We start from the raw sequence: 25264 nt of genomic DNA on the forward strand, positions 1-25264 counted from the left end.
GTTGGTTCTATATTTTATGCATGGTGTATTGGAATTTAAGGGTTAACATTCAAAACATTCATATACTTTTTCGCTAAAAAGTTAAAAAAAGAAGGTTCTATTTTTATACAAAAACAGTTATAGCACGCACTATGGAAATATGCCTGCTTTATTTTTATTCCAAGATAATTTCTGCGCGTACATAATAAAGACGTCTGTGGAATGAAATACCACAGACGTCTTTATTATATTTTCAAGAAAAATTTTAAAATGAGGGTGTACTTTGTGTTAGTATGTTTATTTAGAGTGGTGTACTTCGATCCTTTGTTTACGCTGATAATTGTTATCTTTTGCCTCATTTACTTTCTTCTCGAAATAAATTGGTGCACTTGACTGTAACAAGTTAAGTATTTGATCTAAAGATTCGTTCTGGAATGTAGCTCTATACACATATTCGCTTATTTCTTTGTCTTTTACGACAAACTCCACATTATATATCTGTCCTAATCGTTTGAAAACAAATTCGAGTGAATCATCCCTGAAGGCATGTATACCGTCTTTCCACGAGCACCATTTATAGGTGTCGGTATTGCGAATTTCGTACGTTTCATTGTTTTTGTCATAATCTATTCTTTGGCCCGGATTAAGCAATTTATCGGTATTTTCGAATAACAGATTAACTTTACCGTTTACCAATGTAACTGCTGTATTCTGATCATTGGTATAAGCCTCTACGTTAAATGCTGTTCCTGTTGCTTTTATTGCCATCTTATCGGTATATACTATAAAAGGGTGTTCTTTATCGGACTCTACTTCAAAAAAAGCTTCTCCTTGTAAGTGAACACTACGTTCGTCACCTTTAAAAACCGTTGGGAATTTGAGTGTACTGCCTGCATTCAGCCATACCTTCGAACTATCGGGGAGATGGATCAATGATTTGCTGCCATATGCGGTGAATACTTCCTGATATATGATTGATTCTTTATTATTATAGTTCTCGTAAGATAGGTATCCCACTAGCATCATTAATGGTATGGCAATTACGGCTGCTATTTTTTTCCAGTAGTAAATAATAGATGTTGAGGTTTTTATAGGAGTACCAAATTTCAAATTTATATTTCTATATGCTTGATCTACATTTATAGTGTCGGGATCGAAAGCCGGATTAGCAACCTCCCATATATTTTTTAAATGTTTAAATTCGGTTAAGTGTTCTTTGTCTTTTTCAATCCAATCAGCAAGTATATCTATCTCTTCTTGTGTTGCTTGATTGGATAGATATTTTGAGATGATTATACTTATTTGTTCCTTTTCCATTTTTTATTCTTCTTGGCTGTCGATAATTCTATATGCTTAAGACGTTCGGATATAAAGTGACCTCATTAATTTATAGATAAAATAACATAAATTAAAAGTATAATGAGAAAATCTTTAAGTTCGATCCTTAAACTTGCCAAAGCTTTGCTAATGCGATCCTCAACTGTTCGTTGCGATACATTTAGTTGCTTTGCTATATCTTTATATTTTACATCTTGTATTCTGTTCAAGAGAAATGCTTCACGTTGTTTCTCGGGTAACATATCTATTGCCCTCTGAAGGTGCTGATAGAGATCGGAATACAATATATAGTCAAAAGTATCATTATATTGCAAATTATCATAAGGTTGTGTCTCATAGTTTCTTACTATTTTACGGTGTCGCAATTCATCGAGGCATTTATTGCGCACGGAGGTTAATAAGTAAGCACGTAAAGAGGTCTCAATTATGAGTGTATGTCTTTCGTTCCAGATTGTAAGTAATATATTTTGAACTACATCTTCACAAAATAATTGGTCACGAATTATGTTTCCGGCGTAGAGGACTAAATCTTTGTAGTATTTTTTAAAAATGACAGAAAAAGAGTCTTTACAATCTTCTCTCAATTTTGTTAGTAAGTTCCAATCAATTTGATTACTCTCGCGGTCCAACATATTTTATCAGTAAGGAAATGATTTATATATTTTCTGTGTGCAAGTTATAGAATAAAATGAAAAAGTAAACTGATTTCCTGAGTTAAAATTAATTTATCTTAAACTATTAGACGGATCGTTATTGATTGTATTTTCTTCTTGCAATACATAGTTAAAACAGCGAGAGAATGGCTTGGTGTATTAAAAATGCATGTTTGTATACTATTTTAGTTTAGGGTAAGTCTATTACTTATTTTAGTTTCAAATTATCAAGTTAAAACTAAAAACTATGTCAATTGACATCACGCTCCCAATTTTATAGTTGTAAAAGAGTATATTGATGTTCTTGCTTCAAAGGTCGAATTGCTAAGAGATGTAACAATGCGAATTTATCAGGTGGATTTCATAAGGCATATGAAGAAATGGCATAATCTTCCTTTTAAGATTATTTATTATATTTGTCCGATTGAATTTATAGAACCTGCTGCAGAATTTAATTTTGCGTGAAAAAAATAACGAGAAACCGGACAATCAATACATAATTTTCATGTTAGAAAAACAAATTTCATCCGCTGCATTTGCAGATACAAAACCACACTATAATATTCTTAATGGATTGCGTGGAATAGCTGCTATTACAGTGGTTTGTTTTCATTTATTTGAAGCATTTGCAACAAGCCATTTGGATCAAAGTATAAACCATGGCTATCTGGCAGTGGATTTTTTCTTTATATTATCAGGATTTGTTATAGGGTATGCTTATGATGATCGTTGGAAAATGATGAGAACGAAAGATTTTTTCAAACGCAGAATCATACGTCTCCAACCGATGGTTATCATAGGAGCTATTATAGGTGCTTGTATGTTTTATTTTCAGGGATGCTCAGTATGGGATGTATCACTAGTTGCGGTACCTGCACTTTTGATAGCTACACTGTTGAATTCCATGATGATACCAGTTTCTCCGGGTTCGGAAATTAGGGGTGTAGGAGAAATGTACCCATTGAACGGACCTACGTGGTCCTTATTTTTTGAATATATTGGGTATATCCTGTATGCACTATTTATTCGTAAATTTTCTACCATAGCATTGACAGCATTAGTTGTCATGGCAGGCTGTGGATTGGCCACTTTTGCTATATTTGGACCTTATGGAGATATCTGTGCCGGATTTCAATTGACAGGGACTGAATTTACAGGCGGCTTTCTCCGCTTGCTTTTCTCTTTTTCAGCAGGTTTACTCTTATCCCGTATCTTCAAGGCAATTAATATAAAGGGAGCTTTTTGGTTGTGCAGCTTGTCTATAATTGTTCTGTTGTCTGTTCCCCGTATAGGAGGAGCAGAGCATTTTTGGATGAATGGTTTGTATGACACGCTGTGTTTTGCCGTATTCTTTCCGCTTATTGTTTTTTTAGGTGCTTCGGGCAAAACTACAGATAAATATACAATTCGCATATGTAAATTTTTAGGTGATATATCTTATCCTTTGTATATGGTACATTATCCTTTCATTTATCTGTATTATGCATGGGTTAAAAACGAGAATCTTACATTTAGTGAGTCTTTACCCGGAGCTCTAGCTTTACTTATAGGAAGTATTCTGTTGGCCTATGCCTGTTTGAAACTTTATGATGAACCAGTTCGTCGATATTTGACAAAAAGATTTTTGCAAAAAAAAGATTAAAGGGTATGGGGAGAGGGAGTGAAAGCTCTACGATGTAGAGAAAAAACAGAATATAATATTTAACCTATTGGATAAGTTCCATTCTTTATTTGTAAAAGAAGATTTCATATATGAATATTAAATTTAAAAAGGTAAGCGATTTTAATCGAGGAATACTTTTTGACTTATTGAAAAATGCATATTCATTCGATTGTAAGTATGAACGAATATGCAATTCTGATTGGCTATTATTTGATAACTTTTTCTTTGATAACTTGCAAATTGCAGATAAGTGTGGATTTATCACAACACTAAATGATGAAGCTATCGGATTTATTTCATGGGATCCCAGAAAAATGCCTGAATATACCGAAATTGGACATAACTGTATCGCTTCAAGATATAAAGGCTGTGGATATGGTAAAATCCAACTTCAAGAAGCGATTAATAGAATTGTCCAAAATAATCCGCAGAAAATTATTGTAACCACAAATAGTGATCTTATACCTGCACAACGAATGTATGAGAGTATTGGATTCACAATATGTCAAAAAAGAATAGAGCCGGACACCTCAGATTTTGAACTCATTAATTATGAGCTTAGATGAGTAATTACTTCTTTGTGGTAAACGAATTCCTATCATATAAAATTACGATAATGCCGCAATAGCTGAACCTATTAGGTTTGCATTCTTAATACCCGCAATATACACTTCTACGTAACCTAAATCCATTTCATCCAATAGATCTCTCAGCACTTTTGAAACTATTGTGTGGAAGTCATTCTCGTTTACACGTTCCATCACGCTCCAAAAAAGGCTTCCTTCAGCAACTACCCGTATAGTTTTGATAGAAGGATCATGCATCACCTGAACAGCAATTAAACCTGCCAGAGAAGCAGCAACCAATTTGGCCGAACGTTCGTATATCCATCGTGCAACCGATACATGGCCCTTACGTTTGGGAGTAGAGCTGTTAATCAAATCGGTCAGGCTCTTTCCGTCAAACGATGCGTCATAGCCATCATTCGGATAAACGGCTCTGAACACCTTACCTAAATACATACCAGATACTGCCTTCTCGAAACGTTGTGAGCCGGGAACTTCACCTTCGCCTCGGTCTACAACACTGTCGTACTCGGTGAGATACGAAGGGAAAAAGTTACCCGACTCAAGATTAACAGGAATCATATTCTGACTATCGGGCTTATTGATCTTGGCTATTTTATTTTCACTAGCCAGGAATGCCATATTTGTACCTGTACCCACTATAAGTCCTATATAAGCGTCACACTTATCTTTGCGTGAAAGTCCAGCCAACAGACTGGCTACTGTATCGTTGATTACCTTTATGCTTTTGAACTGAACTTTGTTACGATCGTTTAAATAATCTAACAAGTCTTTGCCGATAGGTTGGCCTACCATCTTGTCTATATTTACACCTTTAGTCCAACGCAATAGCGTAGCGTCACCATCCGTTTCGCATTTGGCAGGATACGAGAAACAATATCCGATAGCAGAATTATCAGGTAACTCTATCTTGTTGATCAGGTTTGCTTGCTCGGCAAACAATTGTTCTTTGGTATAACCGGGAGTTTTCATTACCGAAAGGTCTTTTTCCCAACCGCTTTTAGGAGTTATAATAGTTTCGCCCCCTTGTATTTCGACTTTAGCAGCACGATAATTAGTTCCTCCCAAATCTAAAACGACAGATTTACCTTCTACTCCTTCTTTAGGTGGATATACGTAGGTAGGCAGACAGAGAATCTCGGTATTATCACTCTGTAATCCTTTTTCTACCTTATCTTTCAAATCTAAAGCAATTTCTTTCAATTGCGCTGTACTAAGTTCAAAAACATTTGCTTCCATAGAGTTAGAGTCTGTTTAAATTTTATAGAGGAAAAATAATACAAGAGTTTCTGTATTTAATCAGCGGGTCATTTCTTTAAAGTGGCTAAACTAATGAGAAATGTATCTGACAGATTTAACGAAAACCCAGTGACAATATATAGAAAAAGTTTTGTTACCGCAAGCACACAAGCGAAAACATGATTTGATAGCAATATGGGATATTCTATTTTATTGGATAAGAACAGGCTGTCAATGGCGTGTTACCTAAAGATTAGCATTGCAACTCGGTTATTAGCAGATATAAATATTAAGTGATTAATTTATATCTCTGCGGTTTTCATTCGTCAGTCAGCTTCTGACACCCGACCGACAATAACAGGATGTTGATACAAATATACAATTAAGTATGAAAAGTTAATTTCTATTTTCCTATTTTGTATATCTTTATGTTCTTAACTTTAAGGTTATAAATAAAACCCGAATGAAAAAGTCCATATCATATCTACCATCAGCCAATCAGCGAGATTTGCATTACATTGTTGAATCTATCCTGACACGGATCAAGCAGACCGAAATGATTATCCTTTTTGGGAGCTATGCTCGTAACGATTATGTTGCGTATGATGAGAAATATGAGTTTGGCAAACTACAGTTCTATGTAAGCGATTATGATATATTGGTTGTAACAAGCGGAATTTCCGACGGAGTGGCAATCAAAGCCCTCGGTAATATAGAAGATTTGTACTACGATAGGGCAAAGGACCCCAATCGACAGCCTCCCGTTCAGTTTATCAGCGAGGATATGAGAAAGCTGAACAAGTATCTGAAAGAGGGCAGATACTTTTATACGCAGATAAAACAAGAAGGTGTTATCCTCTATGATAGTGGAAAACATAAATTGGCAAGAAGGCGTACACTTAATTTTGAAGAGATAAAGCAACAGGCTCAGGAATATTTTGATGATAAGTTTGAGAGTGCTAATGAATTTTTATTGGGAGCAAAATTTTACTATGACCAGTTACTTTACAAAAAAGCTTCTTTTATGCTTCATCAAGCCTGTGAAAGTTATATTTATGCCATCCGCTTAGTTTTCACATTAGAGAATCCCAAACAACATAATCTATCAAAGCTATTAAACTCAGTAAAGAAATATTCAGTCGAGTTTATCAAAGTCTTTCCACAAGATACGCCTGAAGAGAAACGCCTCTTTGAGCTTATCAAAGCCGCTTATGTAAATGGTCGCTACGATCCCGATTTTGTAGTAACGAAAGAGGATATTGATACTCTTGTTCCGCAAGTGGAGTTGCTAAGGGATATTACTAAACGGATTTGTGAGGAGAAGATAAAGGAGTATGGGGAGAGGGAGTAGAAATATTTATATATAGATGAGAACTGAAAAAAATATTATATAATTTTAGAGGATGGATATAGTAGAAATCAAAACTGGGATTTTAAAACAATCCGGTTTTACAGAATCGGGGATAAAAAGATATACTGATACAGTAACCGATTATTCTTCTTTACTTTTAGAAAAATCCAAGAAATTTGGAGAAGCAAGAAAAGCTATTGATTCAGAGGTTGAAATAAATTATGAAAATGTACAAGATGCTTCAAAAGTAATAATGTCCCATCTTGAAATAGATAAAACTCCAAAATGGAAACTATGGGCACAGGCGGGTGAATATCTATTAACAGCTGGATGTGGATATCTTGGTTCTCAAGCAACCCAAGAAAATTCCCCTGCTTATTTTACACTATTATTTGTTATTGCAGCTGTTATTGGAGTTGGAATATTTATTGTTAGAAAAACCTCAAAGAATTAAGATCATGAATAAAGAAATAATTTATACAGAGTCTGCTCTCAAAAAAATCAACACTATTACTGACGATTTTAAGAAAAAAATTGAAGCTGAAATTATAAATTCAAAAAACTTTTTAGGAGAGGAAAGCATAGAGATTACGGCTGCTGATATAGAAGAAATTTATAAACAGGTTAGGATTGGACAAAGTATTAGTAATAAATTAGTCTATAAAAATAGGATGATGAGGATCATTCTTCCTATATATTTTTTTATCGGTGTTTTTATGATAATATTTGGTCTTTTCTATGATAATATTCAAAATATGATTCATGAAAATCCACCTCAACTCATGATTATATTAAGTGGGTTTATTTTATCTTTAGTTTCTGGAGCACTTTATTTATTGGTGAAACAACGTATTGCAGACAGAATTAATCGAGAGAAGTATGAAGATAAAATAGAAAATAGCGAGATTAAATTATAACATTATATCTGATGTGATAAGTGTAATACATTGTTTTGAAGTAAAATCTTACATTTCCCCTCATTAAAAGTCAGTTTTTTTCTTACAGTATCAGTATCAACATCTTTTAGATTTCGAGCAAAAACGATTTTAAGGAATAGAGCTATATCATCTTGTTTGTTTATCCGAAAATGATTCCAGATATTCCAACCAAAATGGTATAAATCTATATTTTGTAAATCTTTTACTCTTACGGGTTCTACATCCTTTAGTTCAGTTCCTGTAGAATATTGAATAACATATTCACATAGGCGGTTTATATTTTGATCGTCAGCAAAGGGTGCAAAGGTTGTTCTTGTATATTGAATAGCAACTTCAAGTGTTTCTTGCTTTCTTATAATTTCGTCCTGTTGGTGCTTTTGCCTTATTACATCAAGTTCATTAATAACTGGTGTTTCATTTCCAATAGGTTCTTCTGGCTCTGGCTCAACGGTGGGTTCAATATCTTCAGCCGTATTGGATTCGGGTATTATATCCTGATTTTCTATTATTTGTTTTCGCCTTTTGAATAATGGAGGGATAACTTTCTGAATGATTTCGAGATAAGAAATAAAAAAGACTAACCCGACTACAAATATAATAATGAATACAAGGTTTGCCCCGAAATCATCAAATCCCCACTTCACAATAAAAAGATAGCGAAATACCAATGCAAGTGCTGCTATTCCCGTGCTTCCACATATAATGAGTAATATATTTTCAGGGTCTTTGTAATTCATGTTGTAAAAATTAATGTTTCTGTAAACTCTTTCCTTTTTGCATTGCCTTTAGAATGTTTCTTCGGACGGCTCTTATAGATGGAACTAAATCACCTTCCATCATTGCAAGCATTGTTTTCAATTCTTGCACTAACTCAGGAATGGGACGGCATAATTCATAAGCGATTTTCATACAAAGCGATTTTACTCCGGACAATTCTTCGCTAGACATCATTCGCTCTAAACAAAAATCCAGAAAATCTACTCTTGGCGGATTCGGGAATGGCTGTCTGTAAAGCAAATTTAGCATTACTCTCCGTTTTCCTCCATGCTTACAGACTAAGGCATTATCAATCACCTGATCTTGTTTATTGTATAACCATTCGTTATCCTGTGATGAAAAATGAGTAAAAATCCAAGCGGCATGATACCCGATGGATCCATCGTCACCAATAACCAAATCATATAATTCTTGTTTTCGGCTGTCACTATCATGGGTTAGACGAAGTATCTCATTGATATCGCCCATTCCTATACGTTGCGATAGCTTATTTCTAAAATTCATATTTAGTTATTCTTATTAATAAGATTAACAACAACTTTTACCATCATATCTTTTTCTTCGGTTCGGCTTTCGGCAATCATCAAAGTAAGTGCAACAAGTGTATTATTCTCGATAAGTCTGGTACTATCACTTCTATATAAAATACCGTTATTCTCTAAAAACCATAGGAACAGAAATGCGGCAATACGCTTGTTACCATCACTGAATGAATGGTTTTTAGTAACTAAATACAATAACATTGCAGCTTTTTCTTCTATGCTGGGATATAATTCCTCTCCTCCAAAAGTTTGATAAATGGTACTGATCGAGCTTTTGAATGATTGGTCTTTCTCGTTGCCAAATAATCCTCCACTTCCAAACTTATCCCTCAGCACATGAATAGCCCCCATCGCATTATTATAATCAGCATTGAATGGTTCTTCTGTAGTAATCCTCTCTATTTCGAGTTTTTGAAAATCATATCTGTCTAAAGTATCAAGAGCGTAGGTGTAGTCTGTTATCACACGCAATAGTCCGGTTGCTTCATCAGCTGTAAGCTCTTTGTTTTTCAAAACATTTGAAAGCAATTTAACCGTTTTCTTCAAATCATCTAATTGTTCGGTTTTAGCATTCTGATTGATAGCATACCCTTTGATTAGATATTCTTTTAGTACACTATTCGCCCAGATACGAAATTGAGTACCTCGCTGTGATTTTACACGATAACCAACTGATATTATTACATCTAGGCTGTAATGTTCAATATTTCTTTTTACGGTTCTTTCGCCTTCTTGTCGAACTGTCAAGTATTCCTTGACAGTTGCTTTTTTATCAAGTTCACCTTCCTTAAATACATTATTTATGTGTAAACTAATATTTTGCTTTGTGGACTGGAATAAGTCTATCAACTGTGTTTGTGATAGCCAAACTGTTTCATTGTCGAGTTTTACATCTAATTGGGTTTTACCATCAGAGGTTTGATAAATTATAATTTGGCTGTCGCCGATTTTTACTTCTTCCTTATTCATGATATTTGTTTTTTTATGATGTTATCAAATGATACCATCGTGATTATTTTAAACTTATCTTATTAGCTGACTCCCTTTTCTTCGCATTCACCAAGTCAGCATAAATTTGTGTTGTAGATACATTTTTATGGGTAAGCATCTTACTCACAGTATAGATATCAGTACCTAAAGCAACCTGCAAGGTAGCAAAAGTATGACGAAAACAATGGAATGTAATGTGCTTTGTTATCCCTGCATTGGATACCCAATCTTTCAGTGATTGTTGAGTCATGGACTTTGTCAGTCCCTTGAATACTTTGCCTTTGCCTCTTTCTCCGCATAACTCCAATGCTTCATCGCTAATGGGTAAGGTAGTTTCTGTTTCTGTCTTTTCAGTTCTTAACCGCATACAATAACCACCCTCGGAAGCAGGAAGTATTTCCTTCCAATCCAATTTTAGGACATCACTTATCCGTAAACCTGTCATACACGAAAATATAGATGCTGACTTCAATATCGGGAAGTCGCAAGGTGTATTGGCTAATGTTTTTAATTCATCCAAAGTCAGGTATTCTTTTTTTACATCTGTGGTATTGATTGAATCCAGATATTCATTGAGATTCTCCCTGAAAAACTTTTCTTTGTATGCTATTTTCAGTAAGGCTCTGAATGTGGAGAAATATCCTGATGCTGAATTTTGCGATATGCGAAGATCTTTGTGCTTCAATTGTTTTGCATCCATCAGATAATCCCGAAATCGGTTGCACAAGTCTACGTTTATATCTCCGAAGGTACATTTACCCTTGACAAAATTAGAAAAGTGCTGATAGACTTTCATCCACTTCTGGTCTTTCTTTTCGGCTTTCAGTTTGTAATAAGCGAGAAAGTCGGCTTTCTTTTTATTCTTATCCAGAAAACCATATTCCTCATTAATTATTGCCTGTACTCTCATGCTGCGGATGACTTCGGCTTTCATCACCATCTCATTATTATACTCCTTTTCAATTTCGTTGCGTGGTCGTCCATAAATATAGATGCCTAAATATTCCCTTCGTATCATCTTCATCGAATGAGGGTCACGAATGGCAGGATAATAGTCGAGATACAGACTTTTTCTTCCTGCTGTAATATCACGCTGTCGAAGTGCTACTTTACTTACTCCCATAGTTACAGTGTTATTTGAGGTTGAAACAATTTATCTAAATCAGGCTTAGATATTTTCACATATCGTCCTTCTTTTACTTTAGGTATATTATGATACTTCACATAATGGTAGAGAGCATCACGAGTGAGGCTATACTTTTGCATGGCTTCTTCTGTGGTATAATATTCGGCTTCTTTGGGTTGCTCGTAACCTTTGGATATGTCGAAGTCTTTCTTTGAATACAAGACTTTGCGTCCGTCTTTCTTTCGGGGAATATTCTGCTCGGATACAAAACTGTATATAGCCGCTGTGGAAAGATTATATTTTTCTTGAATGTCTTCTACTGAGTACCATTCTCTAATATCCTGACTTTCGTTAAAGCCTTTCTTTTCAAAATATTTATCGATATGCTCTTTACTGAAATATGATTTACCTCGGATCAATGTTTTAGGGATATTGTTTTCTCGGGCAATCTTGTAGAGCCATGATTCTTTGATATTGAATTTTTCTTTAATCTCGGCTACTGTATATAATTCGGTTAATGGTTTTGGCTCTTTACTTGGCTTTGCTCTATATTCATACTCCTCAATATTGTCAAACATATTATCTATGTCCGCTTTACGGATAAATGTTTTACCATCCATTTGTACAGCTTTAAGATTACCTCTGTGCAAATAACGGTAAACGGTTGTTCGCTCAATACCAAGAAGAAAAGCTGTCTCTGATGCCGAGAGATATTCCTTATCTTTTATTTTATCGTATTTATCACTTATCTTTTCTATCTCCTGCATGGTAGAATAATTTATTCCTACCATCTTGAACTGTCTCTTACCTTGCTTGTATGCTTTGGAGTTGCACTTATGCGAACAATAACGTGTAGTCGTTTTTTGTGCAGTGAACGTTTTCCCACAGCACTCGCATTTCTTTTTTATTTGCATTTTACTACTCATAATTTCTCCTTTATTTCTCCCTGTTTTTGTTCCATGATGTTTCACTGTGTTTCATGGTGTTCCAATCATATATTATCTATGAACAAAAACTATGCCTATTTTGTATTTTGACAAAAACGGTACAATTATGACAGAAAAACTGTCACACCATTCATTAATATTGATTGCCAAAGATAAAAATAGAAAAGAAAAAGTCGCTATAAAATAGCGACTTAGTTATACATTATAAGTAATATCTATTAATATTGATTAGTTATCATTTGCCGATACAAAACTTACCAAAAATATTTCCCAATATTTCATCTGTAGATATTTGTCCTGTTATTTCGCCTAAATAATGCATGCATTCACGTATATCTTGCGAAAGAAAATCGCCCGAAATATTTAACTCTAATCCCTCAATGACACGATGAATTGCATTCGATGCTTTTTCTAAAGCTTCATAGTGTCTTATATTAGTCACAATTACATCTTGTTCACCTATTTCGGGAATATTCGCCGCTTTTACAAGCATGCTTTCGAGTTGGTTTGTGCCCTGTTCGTATTTAGCAGAAATAAAGATACGATCAGCTATTTTATCTATCAACAATTGCTTCTTTTGAAGCTTTCTGTCAGTTGAAATGACATCTACTTTATTGAAAACAAGGATCAGCTTTTTTTCCTTAGCAGCCGGTAAAATTTTTTCAGCTAATTCTTCTATATGTATATCGGCTGTTTCACTATCTATAACCCAAAGAACAATGCTAGCCTGTTCTATCTTTTTGAATGTACGTTCTATCCCGATACTTTCTATATGGTCGAGGGTATCACGTATTCCGGCGGTATCTATCAAGCAGAACGTTAGGCCTTGTATATTGATGACGTCTTCTATAACATCACGGGTCGTACCATGTATGTCGGATACAATTGCTTTCTCTTCATTTAATAAAAGGTTCAGCAATGTCGATTTCCCTGCGTTTGTTTCACCTATGATAGCAACAGGAATACCTGTTTTCACTGCATTTCCTAAACTAAAGGAATTCGCTAATTTATTGATCAGGGATTCTATTTGCTGTGCAGACTCTTTCAACTTTTCACGATTGGCGAATTCGACATCTTCTTCCGAAAAATCTAATTCTAGCTCAATTAACGAAGTGAAGTTCAGAAGATCAAGCCTTAGTTCCATTAGCTTATCGCTGAAACCTCCTCGCATTTGATTCATCGCTAAACGGTGAGTTGCAGCAGATGTTGAGGCGATAAGATCAGCCACAGATTCGGCTTGAGAGAGATCCATCTTGCCATTTAAAAAGGCACGTTGGGTAAACTCTCCCGGTTGAGCCAATGAAGCACCCTGAGCGACTAATAATTGCAATATATTTTGCTGTATATAAACAGAGCCATGACAGGATATTTCCACACTATCTTCTCCGGTGAAAGAGTAGGGGGCTTTGAAAACACTGACTAGCACTTCGTCCAATACCACACCATCTCTTATAATAGATCCGAAGTGTATAGTATTCGCTTTTTGATCAGCCAGCCTTTTATTACCGGGTGATTTAAATACACTATCTACAAATTCTATACAGCCTTTTCCTGATAGGCGTATAATGGCAATTCCTCCAATGCCCGGAGGGGTAGATATTGCGGCAATTATATTATTGTTGTGCATATTTTGTTTTCAAATTTAGTTATGGAATATCAGAATACTACCTGTAGCTGACCTAAAACAAGATTTGTGTTTCTTGTCTCCCAATCTTTCGAATAGTCAGAATAAACATAGTTAAGTTGCAGACGGCACTGTTTGTAAAAATAATAATTAACCGCCAAAGTGTAATCCATAACTTCGCTATTAACATCTTTATTCCTATTGTAATAATCTACTTTAGCCACTGTATTGAACTTTTTAGGTATAAAATACCAAAGTGCGGTACCATAAAGACCCTCTTTATCTGTTCCTCCGTCATTGCCCGTAATCCATTCAGTTCTCGCGTAAAATCTATCCGATTTGTATTCAGAACTTAGTACCCAGCGATTTCGCACATGGTCGCCGATTTCAGTGTCGCCCGGTTTGGTATAATGAGCTTCGCCCCAATAAGCACTTCCTCCTATGCGAAAACCTTTGATTGGTTGAAATATAAGGCTTCCGGCCAGGTCTTTCGAATTATTGTTTTCAGCCGTGTTGATTCCTGTTCCCTGATACAATCCAAGTGCGTAGCACAAAAGATCGTTTTTAGTCGATCCTGCAACACGGATACCAATGTCCCGTCCTGCATTATTATTTGTCAATCTACCTACCAATACATCCCCAGCCATACCTGTTAAGTTAGAAACCGATCGGGTATAAGACACTGTTTCTAGGCCCGTCAATGAAATTTGATTCTCCATTGATAGTGGAGTCTTCATCTGTCCAGCTTTTAAGCCAAAAGCCTTTACTGGTGTCCATTCACCATAAAATTCAAAGAGCATCGGGTCTACAACTTCTCCCAGTATATAATATCTGATATTACTGCCTAATTCACCACTTAGCGATAAGAATATAACTCTCGGTTCAGCAGTATGCTTAACTTTGGCTATATCATTATATTTATATAAAAATAATCCGTAACCGCCGAATTGAGCATAGGGCGAGCTAAATGTTTCTTTTATTTTTTCGGTAGTTTTCGTAAATGTATCCTCTTGCTTTTCCAGAGTCGATTCTCGCTGGATCTCGTCCGCTTCGTCTTGTGTCAGAATTTCTTTTTCTACTAACTTTTTTAAGAGTTCACTGTTTGTATCTTGTCCATAACTTAATGTGCATAACATGCTTAATAATAGCATGAAAAATGATTTTTTCATAAATCGCAATGCGGATAGTTTATAATATAATTGTCTAGGTTTAATTAATGTCTATAGGCTCTCCTAAAAATTTAGGTTCTTTGCCTGTCAATATATCTACAAATACTTTTACGCGAGCAAATTTTTCACGTACTTTTGTCTTGAATGAATAACGATTAAGAGTTGGGTCGTCAGCATTATATCCATAGGCGGTCAGTCCGTAGTACTGAGCAAGGAATATCGCTCTTTCGTTATGAAACTCTTGTGACACAACAATAAACGCATCCTGTTGAAATATCTTATTCATTCTTACGACTGAATCGAGTGTGCGAAAACCCGCATAATCCATATAGATTATGCTATCAGGCACACCAACCTCAATTAATGCATCACGCATGTCTTGGGGTTCGTTATAAGTCTCACGACTATTATCACCACTCACTACGAAAATATCTACTTTCCCTGCTTCATACAATTCTTTCGCGGCTTGTATTCGATTCGTGAAGTAGATATTGGGGCGATTCCCAATATTTTTAGCTGTACCAAGTACTAAAGCTGCTTTTTGGGCAGGAATACTATCTACATTATTGTATATATAATTTTTAGTATCGTGAGGTATTTTCCAGTTGGCATATATTATAATAGCAAGTATCATTATTATGCCAATAAAAATTATTTCACAGATACGTTTTAAAATTCTCTTAGTCCGAATTTTCATCTATAATTTAAATGCTAAAAGCTTTTAGTTAGATACGCTCAAGAACTGTTTTGATCAGGTCTTCTATTGATCCCTTGTAATTTGAGTTCGATTCGCCCGCCTGTCTATTGGCTATAATAGTGCATACAGTCATAGCTTTATGTCCCATCAATTTACTCAATCCTGCTAATGGAGCGCTCTCCATTTCGTAATTAGTTATGACATCACCTTTGTAATCAAAAGTTTCTATCTTAGAATTAAGATCAGGATTAGCAAGAGGCATACGTACATAACGACCTTGCGGGCCATAGAATCCGATTGCAGAGATTGTAACCCCCTTTATCATACCTTCTCCAATACGTTTAACCAGTTCGTCATCAGCTTTCACTACATAAGGCGAGCAGTGCAGTGGCGACCAGTTTACATGTTTTTTGAATGCTTTCTCAAATTCTAATTCAGCAATATTATCTCTACCTTCATAATAATTGAGGACACCATCGAAACCAATAGATTTGTCAGCAACAACATAAGATCCGATAGGGCAGTTGGGTTGTAATCCGCCCGATGTACCTACACGTACCATTGTAAGTTGCTTAAATTCACTCTTTACCTGACGGGTATTAAAATCGATATTGGCAAGAGCATCAAGTTCAGTAACAACAATATCCATATTGTCGGGACCGATGCCATGCGATAGGGCCGTAATACGTTTTCCTTTGTAAGCACCAGTAATGGAGTGGAACTCGCGATTTTGTATATCGTGTTCTACACTCTCGAAAAACGAAGCAGTCAGATTCACTCTTTCGGGATCACCCATTAGAATAATGTTATCAGCTAACTGTTCAGGTCTTATATTTAGATGGAATATACTACCATCACTGTTAATAATTAACTCAGATTCTGGAATAATTCTCATAATGCATTCTTTTTTAATAATTAACTACAAAGATATAGAATAGTTTCTTAAAACAGTAAAAGTCTTACCTTTGTATCTCAAATTCTTATGTATGAAAATTACTTTACTCGTTATAGGCAAAACAGATGCCAGTTATTTTATAGAAGCTACCAACGAATATCAGAAACGTTTGGAGCACTATATCCCTTTCGAAATGCAGATAATTCCTGATTTGAAGAATACAAAAAGTCTCACGATAGATCAGCAAAAAGAAAAAGAAGGAGAGCTTATCCTCAAAGGATTGCAGGCGGGTGATTATCTGGTTCTGTTAGATGAACGAGGCAAAGAGTACTCGTCTGTGCAATTTGCGTCGTATATCGAAAAGAAAACTCATACCGTAAGTAAGCGTTTGGTTTTTGTTATCGGAGGGCCTTATGGCTTTTCACAATCGGTATATGATAGAGCCAGCGAAAAATTGACTTTATCACGCATGACCTTTTCTCATCAAATGATCCGATTAATATTTGTTGAGCAGTTATACAGGGCGATGACTATATTGAATAATGAGCCTTATCACCACGAATAATTATTCGTATCTGATAGTTTTAGCAGGAGATATTTTAGCTATCAGATAAGATGGACCTACCATCATAAGCATAGATATAGCTAATGTACCGATATTGATAAGCAGAATGTATAGTATGTTTATATCTACTGGCATTTCCGATACATAATATGTTTCAGCATCCAGTTTAATGAATCCAAAATATTTTTGCCCCAGCATAATAATGAAAGCAATAATATTCCCCCAGAACATTCCTTTAAGCACAAGAAACGACGAAACATACAAGAATGTTTTGCGGATACTGTAATTGCGGGCACCCAGTGTCTTGAGTGTTCCTATCATACTAGTGCGTTCGAGAATAATGATGAGTAGGCCGGAGATCATTGTAAATATAGAGATAGCAAGCATCAGGATTATGATAACCCATACATTCATGTCTAACAAGTCCAGCCAACTGAATATCATAGGATTCATATCTTTGATCGACCGAGTGAAGAATGTATTATCGTCCCGATCCCGATATGGCATCATGTCAAGAAATACATCTTGTCTTATTTCATCCAGTTTATCGTAATCATTGACTAACAATTCAATACCGCTTACCTGATCGCTTTCCCATTCGTTGAGCCTCTGTATCAGTTTGATATCGGTAATGATAAATAATTTGTCATAATCCTCGAAATTAGTGCTGTAGATACCTGATATCGTAAACTTGCGGGCACGGATTGGTTCTTGCACAAAATAAGTTACAAAGCTATCACCGACTTTTAAGTTGAGTTTGTCAGCAATATTCTGAGATATTATAGTTTGATTGACAGAGGTTGTGTCTTCTTTATTGAGGATAGAACCTTCTACTATGTTTTGTTTGAAGAAATCCCAGTCGTAATCTTCACCTACTCCTTTAAGTACAACACCTTGAAACGCATCGTCTGTTTTTATTATGCCGGGCTTGGTAGCATAGGTTTCAACATGTTTTATACCATTCATGTTTTTCAACCTATCAGTAAGTTGTTGGTCTACGCAGATTGGATTTGTGTCGTAAGATGTACTGTTATCGAAATTTGTAATTTGGATATGAGAACCAAAACCAACAACCTTATTACGAACTTCTTTTTTAAAGCCGACGACTATCGATACAGCCAGTATAATAGCTGCCAAACCGATAGCAATACCGGCTATCGCTATTTTTATAGCTGGCGAAGAAACTCTTTTCTGATCTTCTTTGCTGCTAAAATGGATTCGTTTGGCTATAAATAATTCTAAATTCAAATTGTAATATATAGCTGGTTATAAGTTGTTATATTCCTTATGACCCATAGTTTATATTCAAAACAAGAAGCCTTGTTCGCTTTCTTTTTTTCGGCCCAGATGCCTATATGCTAATTCTGTAGCCTCACGTCCGCGTGGTGTGCGCTTCATAAAACCTTCTTTGATAAGGAATGGTTCGTAAACCTCTTCTATTGTACCCGTATCCTCACCCAATGCCGTAGCAATAGTAGATATTCCAACAGGACCACCTTGAAACTTATCGATAATAGTCAATAATATCTTATTGTCAATCTCATCAAGTCCATATTTATCGATGTTTAATGCTTCAAGCGAATAAGAGGCAATTTCTTTATCTATTTTACCCGATCCTTTCACTTGTGCAAAATCCCGTACACGACGCAATAGCGCATTTGCTACACGGGGAGTTCCTCTGCTTCGCGACGATATCTCAACCGCAGCATCTTTGCTACAAGGTACGTCTAGTATATTAGCCGAACGAATGATAATATTTGTCAGTGTCTCCATATCATAGTACTCTAAGTGCATATTGATACCGAAACGGGCTCTCAAAGGACTTGTCAATAAGCCGCTACGGGTAGTTGCACCAACAAGTGTAAACGGATTTAGTTCTATTTGCACCGATCGGGCGCTGGGGCCTTTATCTATCATGATATCGATACGATAATCTTCCATCGCACTATATAGATATTCCTCTACCACAGGAGATAGGCGATGTATTTCGTCTATAAAAAGTACGTCATTAGGTTCGAGCGATGTTAGTAGTCCTGCCAGATCGCCCGGTTTATCCAATACAGGACCGGAGGTTACTTTAAATCCTACACCCAATTCGTTTGCTATGATATTCGATAGAGTAGTCTTCCCCAATCCGGGAGGACCGTGCAGTAATGTATGATCTAACGATTCGCCTCTCATTTTGGCAGCAGTAACAAAAACCTGAAGGTTCTCTACAACTTTTATCTGACCGCTAAAACTATTAAAAGAGAGTGGACGCAAAGCATTTTCGAAATCCTTTTCGTTCTCGTTTATATTACCTCTGTGTATATCAAATGTTTCTTCCATATGTTATGACAAAGGTATAGAAAAAAGTGATGTCTTAATATCTGGTTTGATTAATAATATACAATCGATTGAGATTATCTTTGGTGCTTAGATAGACTGCGAAATTTCGACTTATGTCTGTAATAGTGATTCTTAGATAGACAATGTAACGGTTAAGTTATAAATGTAGCGTGTGCCTTGTGCAAAAGTAAAGCTGCTGAGATTCAGATTTGTAGTGTGAGTTCCGAGTAGTCCGTTAAACTCTAATGTAACTTTCAGTTGGGAAGAGCCACTATTGCTTGTCAATACACAGGGGTTTATTATTATATCTACATATGCATAAGTCGAGGGTCCAACAGTTTGCCCTATTGTTTTATATGGTGAAAAGGTTGTGGATGTATTAGGTGTTAGAACGGAACTGCTTAAATCTAATGTGCCTGTATTTGTTATTGCTGTTCCGCTGACTGAAACTTTATTTAATGTTCCCGATAACAACAACGTGTTTATTTTAAAAGATAGTAATGTCATACGGTGATTGAAAGCCAAAGTGATATTTGGTGACGCTCCATTTGCTGTAGATGTAGCATTCATCAGGTCTGCACTGCTCAATGCTGTTGCTGTTGTTTGATCTGTTGGTAGAGTGTAATTCAGTACTAAAGAATTATTCGATGCAGAATATGGATAATATGCAAGGAATTTTACATTTTGGCTTGACGGATGAGGAAAATATATTGCTGATGAGGGCGTATTTGCCGATAATAGACTGGATGCTGTTCCCGCTGTATTAATATTATATTGTACATTGTCACGGTTGAAGTAGGTTACAGGCGTAGCGGATGCATCACGCATGAAAATTCCTACTTTATCTCCTGCTGTCCATGTTACAGCAGTGCCTGAAGTGGCCCATGACGTTTTTGTTTCCGAAAATTCTTTATCTTCCCATTTTTCTTCTTCCATTGATACGGCAACTGAACTGTCGTCTTTAGGTAAAGTCATATTGCTGTTAGACCGTCTGCTTTTTCCACCCTGTGTATGATGATTTAATGAAAACATGACAGGTGTCTGGTCGTAACTTTCGGTCTCTTCGATTGAATATATACTATCGGTAGTGCAACCGTTGAACACAGCTATCGATATTAAAAATAAGAATATTATTAAATGCAGATTCTTCACAATATTTCTTATCGAATATTTTAATAGTAAACTTGTCTCTTAGTTATTGCGAAATAGAATAGAGGAATACCGGATTGGTAGTGTAGTGTTTAGTATAAATTCAGATACTCCTCTATATGTATTATTATAGTACAGTCACATTACCACCTGTTCCCGTTACCCAAGCAGCAACTGTAGCTGTAGCTGTAACTGCTGTTTCTGTAAATTTCAGAGTTATCATATGTGCGCTACCGGCGGTGGTTGTCAACGTAACCGGTACATTGGTATAGGTAACAGCGGGTGATCCGGCAGGTTTAACTATAATTGTAAGAGAATATGAAGTTCCTGCATTAGTCATAACCGGTGAATTGGCATTAGCACCAGCAGTTGTGATGCCAATACCGGATGATTGATTGGCTGTAGAAAGAGCTTGCATAGCCATACTGCCACTAAAGGTACAAACACCTGTTTCTACATTCATCAGCACGGTATTGGGTTGTGCATTCACGGTTAATGAAGTTACACTATTGCCCGATGCAGGATATGTTGTGTCTGATTGGAAGGTAAATTGCAACTGTGTAAGTTTATGTGCAAAATTGAGCACAGGCGCAGTTGCTGGGGCAGAACCAACCTTGCTTCCGGTTGATGAAGTCCACATAACATCTTCTTGGCCTGTTATAGTATGTGTCACTACAGGGCTCGTTCCTGCACCTGCGGCTGTAGATTCTGCGGCTTGAGGTGAAAAGGCGAAAAAGTTCAATGTGGTTCCATCTGCAGGATAATAATATGGTCCGTGGGCAAATGTGATATTGTGGCCTGCAGCCCCTGCTACAGTGGCTGAGTCATTATTGATGACATTGACGCTACCTGCCAGCCACGCACTCTTGTAGGAATAAATACCTATAGGGAAGTCAGTGCTGAAACTGCTATTTATAGGTCCGGCTTTTACTTCAGTGCTCGATTGCACTTCTGCTTTCAGGCTTATTATGCTCGAACTGGGGTCTCTGCTTCGACCTAGATCTGTTTCTGTGCCGTCATCATCACTACAACCTATAAGAAATAAACTGAACACAGCAAATAAGGATAAAGTAACTCTTCTCATGACATGTTTGATTTTAAATTGATTTTTTATATAAAATATTATTTAAATATTTATTTATTAATTTAGTATTTTTAAAATAACATTTGTTAGTTGTAAAAGTTTAGTGGATTATATTTTATATTGGGGTTTGAGTTTGTGTTTTGTTTGTATTTTATGTTTTAAAGCATATGAATGTTAGAAGTTATTTGCTCATATGTTCTTTTTATTATTAGTTATTGTTCTGTTTTATAGGTTGTTGAGTTCTTTGGTTCCTCTAGTTAGTTAAAGGAGGATATTATATATAATTATGAAAAAAAAGGCTTTTGAGTAATCATTCTCAAAAGCCTTTTTTTATTATATACTGAATTTATTAAATCAATATATTATTTATATGTTCGAATATTACATATTCATGCCACCACACACAGGGATTATTTGTCCGCTAACGTATGAAGAAAGGTCGGAAGCAAGGAATACTGCTACATTAGCAACATCTTCGGGTGTACCGCCACGGCGAAGAGGTATTTGCTCAGCCCATTTTTGTTTCACTTCGTCAGATAAAGCGCCTGTCATTTCAGTAATGATGAATCCAGGGCAGATACAGTTTGCACGAATGCCTCTAGAGCCAACTTCTTTAGCAATTGATTTAGCTAAACCAATCATACCTGCTTTAGATGCCGAATAATTAGTTTGACCGGCATTACCCGAAATACCAACTACTGAACTCATATTGATGATGCTACCTCCTTTTTGTTTCATCATGATAGGAGTGATAGCGTGTACAAAATTGAATGCAGATTTTAGGTTGATATTGATAACCATATCCCATTGTTGTTCGCTCATACGCATCATTAAGCCATCGCGAGTGATACCTGCATTGTTAACAAGTATATCTATTTTTCCGAAATCGTTAAGAATCTCTTCTACCACTTTGTGTGTATCGTCGAAATTGGCTGCATTAGAAGCGTAAGCTTTTACTTTTACACCAAATTTTGCAATCTCGGCTTCAGTAGCTTTAGCATTTTCATCTACAGCTAGATCTGTGAATGCAATATTAGCACCTTCTTGTGCAAATTTAAGAGCTATTGCTTTTCCAATTCCGCGAGCTGCACCTGTTACAACAGCAGTTTTACCTTCTAGTAATTTCATAATTTAAAATATCAATTAAAATTAATTTTGATTTTCTATATTTATTTTTTCTTTATTCCCTGAAATATGAGATAAGATATATTTTCTCTGTTCGATTCGCTTGCCGGATTCATCGGGTTTATCTGTCCACGTATATATGGAACTTCCAATCCTTTAAGTGCGTGATGGAGTATTTCGGCGGTGACATCAGTGCTTGGCATTTCGAAAGTTCCTTCTTCGACCCCTTTGTTCAATATGTCTTTGAGTATCTGTATCTCTTTTCTGTCGAATGATTTGCGCACATTTTGTACACGCCAGATATCTCTGAAGAAATCTGCTTTAAGTGTCCCGTTTCTTGCAACAACATTTTTAATAGTGTCGAATCGAGTAAAGAAGAAGAGGAGAAGTTTTTCGTCTGCCGGAAGATTTTTGTTGGCTACGTTTTGTAATGAATGGTACATCTGTTCCAGTTCGTTTTCGAGAACTGCCTGATATACTTCATTTTTATTGTTGAAGTATGTATATAATGTTCGACGCCCCTTATGAGAAGCAACGGCGATGTCATTCATCGTCGTATTTTCTACGCCCAATCTCGCAAATAGTTGCCGGGCAACATCAATTAATGTATTTCGAGTTTTACTTATAGCCATAGATAAACAAAGATGCACATAATTCTGTTTAGTGTGCAAATTTAATATAAAAATATTGAAAACATAAGTTTCTAATCGTTTTTATAAAAAAATGTATAACTGGCTTGCTATAATTGAGTGGATGCAATAAAACGTTAACAACTATTTTATTTTTAGGAGGCGGATAACTCGCATTTTACAACGCACAATCTAAATAATTTTTATACTTTTGTGCTTTCTTAAGAGTAAAATATATAAAACGCAAAAGCAGTGGCTAATACAAAGTATATTTTTGTTACAGGAGGGGTTATTTCTTCCTTAGGCAAAGGCATTATTGCCTCTTCGTTAGGTAAGTTATTACAAGCAAGGGGTTATAAAGTTACTATCCAAAAATTAGATCCTTACATTAACATTGATCCCGGTACATTAAATCCATACGAACATGGAGAATGTTATGTAACAGTTGACGGTCATGAAGCAGACCTCGACTTGGGACATTACGAACGATTTCTTAATCAACCCACCCACAAGGATAATAATATCACCACGGGACGCATTTATCAGAACGTGATAAGTAAAGAACGTAAAGGTGATTATCTGGGGAAGACAGTTCAAATTGTACCTCATATTACAGATGAAATTAAGCGCAACATCAAAATGTTGGGCTCAAAATATAATTACGATTTTGTAATCACGGAGATTGGTGGTACAGTTGGTGATATCGAATCATTACCATTTATTGAAAGCGTACGTCAATTACGTTGGGAACTAGGAAAGAATTGTCTTTGTGTACACCTTACTTATGTGCCATATATTGCTGCTGCAAAGGAAGTAAAGACAAAGCCGACTCAGCATTCAGTAAAAGAACTTCAATCGGAAGGTATTCAGCCTGATATGTTAGTGCTACGAACCGAGCATCCATTGAATAAAGAGATACTTCGCAAGGTTGCTTTGTTCTGTAACGTTGAGGTTGATGCCGTAATGCAATCGGTAGACGTTCCTACTATTTATGAAGTTCCATTGAAGATGCAAGAGCAAAAAATGGATGAAATAATACTTCGTAAATTTGGAATGGAAATTGGCGAAAAACCGGAAATGAAACCTTGGCGTGATTTCTTGGACAAAAAGAAACAAGCAAAAGAAACTATACGTATTGGCTTAGTCGGCAAATACGTAGAACTGCCTGATGCCTATAAATCGATAAACGAATCACTATTGCAAGCTGCTATATATAGTGATCACAAACTAGACCTTCAATTTATCCAATCTGACAAACTGACAGATGAGAATGTGGAAAAAATGCTGTCATCTATGGATGGCTTGGTTATTGCTCCCGGATTTGGACAACGTGGTATCGAAGGTAAATTTGCTGCGATAAAATATGCGCGTGTAAATGATGTCCCTACATTTGGTATATGTTTAGGTATGCAATGCATGGTAATAGAATACGCTCGGAATGTATTAGGGCTAGAAGATGCTAATTCGACCGAAATGAATCCTAATAGTCCATTTAAAGTGATTGACTTGATGGAGGAACAAAAAAATATTACCAATATGGGCGGATCAATGCGTCTGGGTGCTTACAAATGTGCTCTGACAAAAGGATCCCTTGTATATAAGGCATATGGTAAGCCTATGGTAGAAGAGCGTCACCGTCATCGTTTCGAATTTAATAACGATTTCAAAGACGATTTTGAAAATAGCGGAATGAAGAGTACAGGAATTAACCCTGAAACAGGCTTAGTGGAAGTGGTAGAAGTGCCAACGAAAAAATGGTTTTTGGGTGTGCAATTTCATCCTGAATACAACAGTACCGTTTTATCCCCTAATCCTTTGTTCATTAGCTTTATAAAAGCTGTGGTCGCAAATAAAAAGAAGTGATAAACA

At 36.0% G+C, this 25264-nt stretch carries 25 protein-coding genes; 7 read left to right on the top strand and 18 right to left on the bottom strand.

All coding sequences use genetic code 11. The features are described from left to right. Positions 1 to 276 precede the first annotated feature (276 nt). Together G7Y56_RS06575 and G7Y56_RS06580 are read right to left on the bottom strand one after the other, a co-directional pair. Positions 277 to 1296 (bottom strand): FecR family protein, encoded by a 1020-nt coding sequence (locus G7Y56_RS06575; protein WP_165042079.1) that lies wholly within the window; start codon positions 1294 to 1296, stop codon positions 277 to 279. A 65-nt stretch (positions 1297 to 1361) separates the two neighbouring features. After that, on the bottom strand, positions 1362 to 1949 hold the full coding sequence (locus tag G7Y56_RS06580) for an RNA polymerase sigma-70 factor (RefSeq protein WP_165042081.1): 588 nt from the start codon (positions 1947 to 1949) through the stop codon (positions 1362 to 1364). A 526-nt stretch (positions 1950 to 2475) separates the two neighbouring features. On the opposite strand from G7Y56_RS06580, the gene G7Y56_RS06585 reads away from it, so the two are divergent. Further along, entirely contained in the window at positions 2476 to 3612 is a 1137-nt protein-coding gene (locus tag G7Y56_RS06585; protein ID WP_165042083.1) for an acyltransferase, read from the top strand. Between the two features lie 110 nt (positions 3613 to 3722). After that, positions 3723 to 4199 (top strand): N-acetyltransferase, encoded by a 477-nt coding sequence (locus tag G7Y56_RS06590; protein WP_165042085.1) that lies wholly within the window; start codon positions 3723 to 3725, stop codon positions 4197 to 4199. Positions 4200 to 4241: 42 nt separating this feature from the next. On the opposite strand, the gene G7Y56_RS06595 is transcribed toward G7Y56_RS06590, so the two are convergent. Further along, positions 4242 to 5459 (bottom strand): hexokinase, encoded by a 1218-nt coding sequence (locus tag G7Y56_RS06595; RefSeq protein WP_165042087.1) that lies wholly within the window; start codon positions 5457 to 5459, stop codon positions 4242 to 4244. A gap of 463 nt (positions 5460 to 5922) precedes the next feature. Between G7Y56_RS06595 and G7Y56_RS06600 the strand changes: the two genes are divergently transcribed. From G7Y56_RS06600 to G7Y56_RS06610, 3 genes are read left to right on the top strand one after another with little or no spacing between them, the layout of a single operon-like run. Then, positions 5923 to 6810, top strand: a complete 888-nt coding sequence (locus G7Y56_RS06600; protein WP_165042089.1) for a HEPN domain-containing protein — start codon at positions 5923 to 5925, stop codon at positions 6808 to 6810. A gap of 52 nt (positions 6811 to 6862) precedes the next feature. Beyond that, positions 6863 to 7264, top strand: a complete 402-nt coding sequence (locus G7Y56_RS06605; RefSeq protein ID WP_165042091.1) for a hypothetical protein — start codon at positions 6863 to 6865, stop codon at positions 7262 to 7264. A 4-nt stretch (positions 7265 to 7268) separates the two neighbouring features. Beyond that, positions 7269 to 7727: a hypothetical protein gene (locus tag G7Y56_RS06610; RefSeq protein WP_165042093.1), complete on the top strand. Its 459-nt coding sequence runs from the start codon at positions 7269 to 7271 to the stop codon at positions 7725 to 7727. A gap of 2 nt (positions 7728 to 7729) precedes the next feature. On the opposite strand, the gene G7Y56_RS06615 is transcribed toward G7Y56_RS06610, so the two are convergent. The 9 genes from G7Y56_RS06615 to G7Y56_RS06655 form a co-directional block, all read right to left on the bottom strand. Next, positions 7730 to 8485: a hypothetical protein gene (locus G7Y56_RS06615; protein WP_165042095.1), complete on the bottom strand. Its 756-nt coding sequence runs from the start codon at positions 8483 to 8485 to the stop codon at positions 7730 to 7732. A gap of 10 nt (positions 8486 to 8495) precedes the next feature. Continuing rightward, positions 8496 to 9029: a hypothetical protein gene (locus G7Y56_RS06620; RefSeq protein WP_165042097.1), complete on the bottom strand. Its 534-nt coding sequence runs from the start codon at positions 9027 to 9029 to the stop codon at positions 8496 to 8498. Positions 9030 to 9031: 2 nt separating this feature from the next. Further along, the gene (gene rhuM / locus G7Y56_RS06625) at positions 9032 to 10036 is read right to left on the bottom strand and encodes a RhuM family protein (RefSeq protein ID WP_185153985.1); all 1005 of its coding nucleotides are present in this window, start codon (positions 10034 to 10036) and stop codon (positions 9032 to 9034) included. A gap of 43 nt (positions 10037 to 10079) precedes the next feature. Beyond that, on the bottom strand, positions 10080 to 11180 hold the full coding sequence (locus G7Y56_RS06630; protein WP_165042099.1) for a site-specific integrase: 1101 nt from the start codon (positions 11178 to 11180) through the stop codon (positions 10080 to 10082). Between the two features lie 2 nt (positions 11181 to 11182). After that, complete coding sequence (locus G7Y56_RS06635) at positions 11183 to 12109, bottom strand: helix-turn-helix domain-containing protein (RefSeq protein ID WP_165042101.1); 927 nt, start codon at positions 12107 to 12109, stop codon at positions 11183 to 11185. A 256-nt stretch (positions 12110 to 12365) separates the two neighbouring features. Further along, on the bottom strand, positions 12366 to 13757 hold the full coding sequence (gene mnmE, locus G7Y56_RS06640) for a tRNA uridine-5-carboxymethylaminomethyl(34) synthesis GTPase MnmE (protein WP_165042103.1): 1392 nt from the start codon (positions 13755 to 13757) through the stop codon (positions 12366 to 12368). A 29-nt stretch (positions 13758 to 13786) separates the two neighbouring features. After that, a complete protein-coding gene (locus tag G7Y56_RS06645; RefSeq protein WP_165042105.1) occupies positions 13787 to 14923 on the bottom strand; it encodes a porin in 1137 nt (378 codons plus the stop codon). Between the two features lie 40 nt (positions 14924 to 14963). After that, on the bottom strand, positions 14964 to 15620 hold the full coding sequence (locus G7Y56_RS06650; RefSeq protein WP_165042107.1) for a vancomycin high temperature exclusion protein: 657 nt from the start codon (positions 15618 to 15620) through the stop codon (positions 14964 to 14966). A gap of 28 nt (positions 15621 to 15648) precedes the next feature. Further along, positions 15649 to 16515, bottom strand: coding sequence for a nucleoside phosphorylase (locus G7Y56_RS06655; RefSeq protein WP_165042108.1), 867 nt, complete (start codon positions 16513 to 16515; stop codon positions 15649 to 15651). A gap of 91 nt (positions 16516 to 16606) precedes the next feature. On the opposite strand from G7Y56_RS06655, the gene rlmH reads away from it, so the two are divergent. Then, positions 16607 to 17080, top strand: coding sequence for a 23S rRNA (pseudouridine(1915)-N(3))-methyltransferase RlmH (gene rlmH, locus G7Y56_RS06660; protein WP_165042109.1), 474 nt, complete (start codon positions 16607 to 16609; stop codon positions 17078 to 17080). Here rlmH and G7Y56_RS06665 read toward each other — a convergent pair whose 3' ends face one another. The 6 genes from G7Y56_RS06665 to G7Y56_RS06690 form a co-directional block, all read right to left on the bottom strand. Then, the gene (locus G7Y56_RS06665; protein WP_165042110.1) at positions 17081 to 18328 is read right to left on the bottom strand and encodes an ABC transporter permease; all 1248 of its coding nucleotides are present in this window, start codon (positions 18326 to 18328) and stop codon (positions 17081 to 17083) included. It lies immediately after the preceding gene. A 57-nt stretch (positions 18329 to 18385) separates the two neighbouring features. After that, positions 18386 to 19408, bottom strand: a complete 1023-nt coding sequence (ruvB, locus tag G7Y56_RS06670) for a Holliday junction branch migration DNA helicase RuvB (RefSeq protein WP_165026394.1) — start codon at positions 19406 to 19408, stop codon at positions 18386 to 18388. A gap of 132 nt (positions 19409 to 19540) precedes the next feature. Then, complete coding sequence (locus tag G7Y56_RS06675; RefSeq protein ID WP_165042111.1) at positions 19541 to 20512, bottom strand: fimbrillin family protein; 972 nt, start codon at positions 20510 to 20512, stop codon at positions 19541 to 19543. Positions 20513 to 20684: 172 nt separating this feature from the next. Then, a complete protein-coding gene (locus tag G7Y56_RS06680) occupies positions 20685 to 21641 on the bottom strand; it encodes a fimbrillin family protein (RefSeq protein ID WP_165042112.1) in 957 nt (318 codons plus the stop codon). A 381-nt stretch (positions 21642 to 22022) separates the two neighbouring features. Beyond that, the gene (fabG, locus tag G7Y56_RS06685; RefSeq protein ID WP_165026387.1) at positions 22023 to 22769 is read right to left on the bottom strand and encodes a 3-oxoacyl-[acyl-carrier-protein] reductase; all 747 of its coding nucleotides are present in this window, start codon (positions 22767 to 22769) and stop codon (positions 22023 to 22025) included. 41 nt (positions 22770 to 22810) lie between these two features. After that, a complete protein-coding gene (locus tag G7Y56_RS06690; protein WP_165026384.1) occupies positions 22811 to 23398 on the bottom strand; it encodes a TetR/AcrR family transcriptional regulator in 588 nt (195 codons plus the stop codon). A gap of 249 nt (positions 23399 to 23647) precedes the next feature. On the opposite strand from G7Y56_RS06690, the gene G7Y56_RS06695 reads away from it, so the two are divergent. Continuing rightward, positions 23648 to 25258 carry a CTP synthase gene (locus G7Y56_RS06695; protein WP_165026382.1) on the top strand — a complete coding sequence of 537 codons (1611 nt, stop codon included), beginning with the start codon at positions 23648 to 23650 and terminating at the stop codon, positions 25256 to 25258. Positions 25259 to 25264 lie beyond the last annotated feature (6 nt).

The sequence above is a fragment of the Dysgonomonas sp. ZJ709 genome (assembly GCF_011039195.1).
GTDB lineage: Bacteria > Bacteroidota > Bacteroidia > Bacteroidales > Dysgonomonadaceae > Dysgonomonas.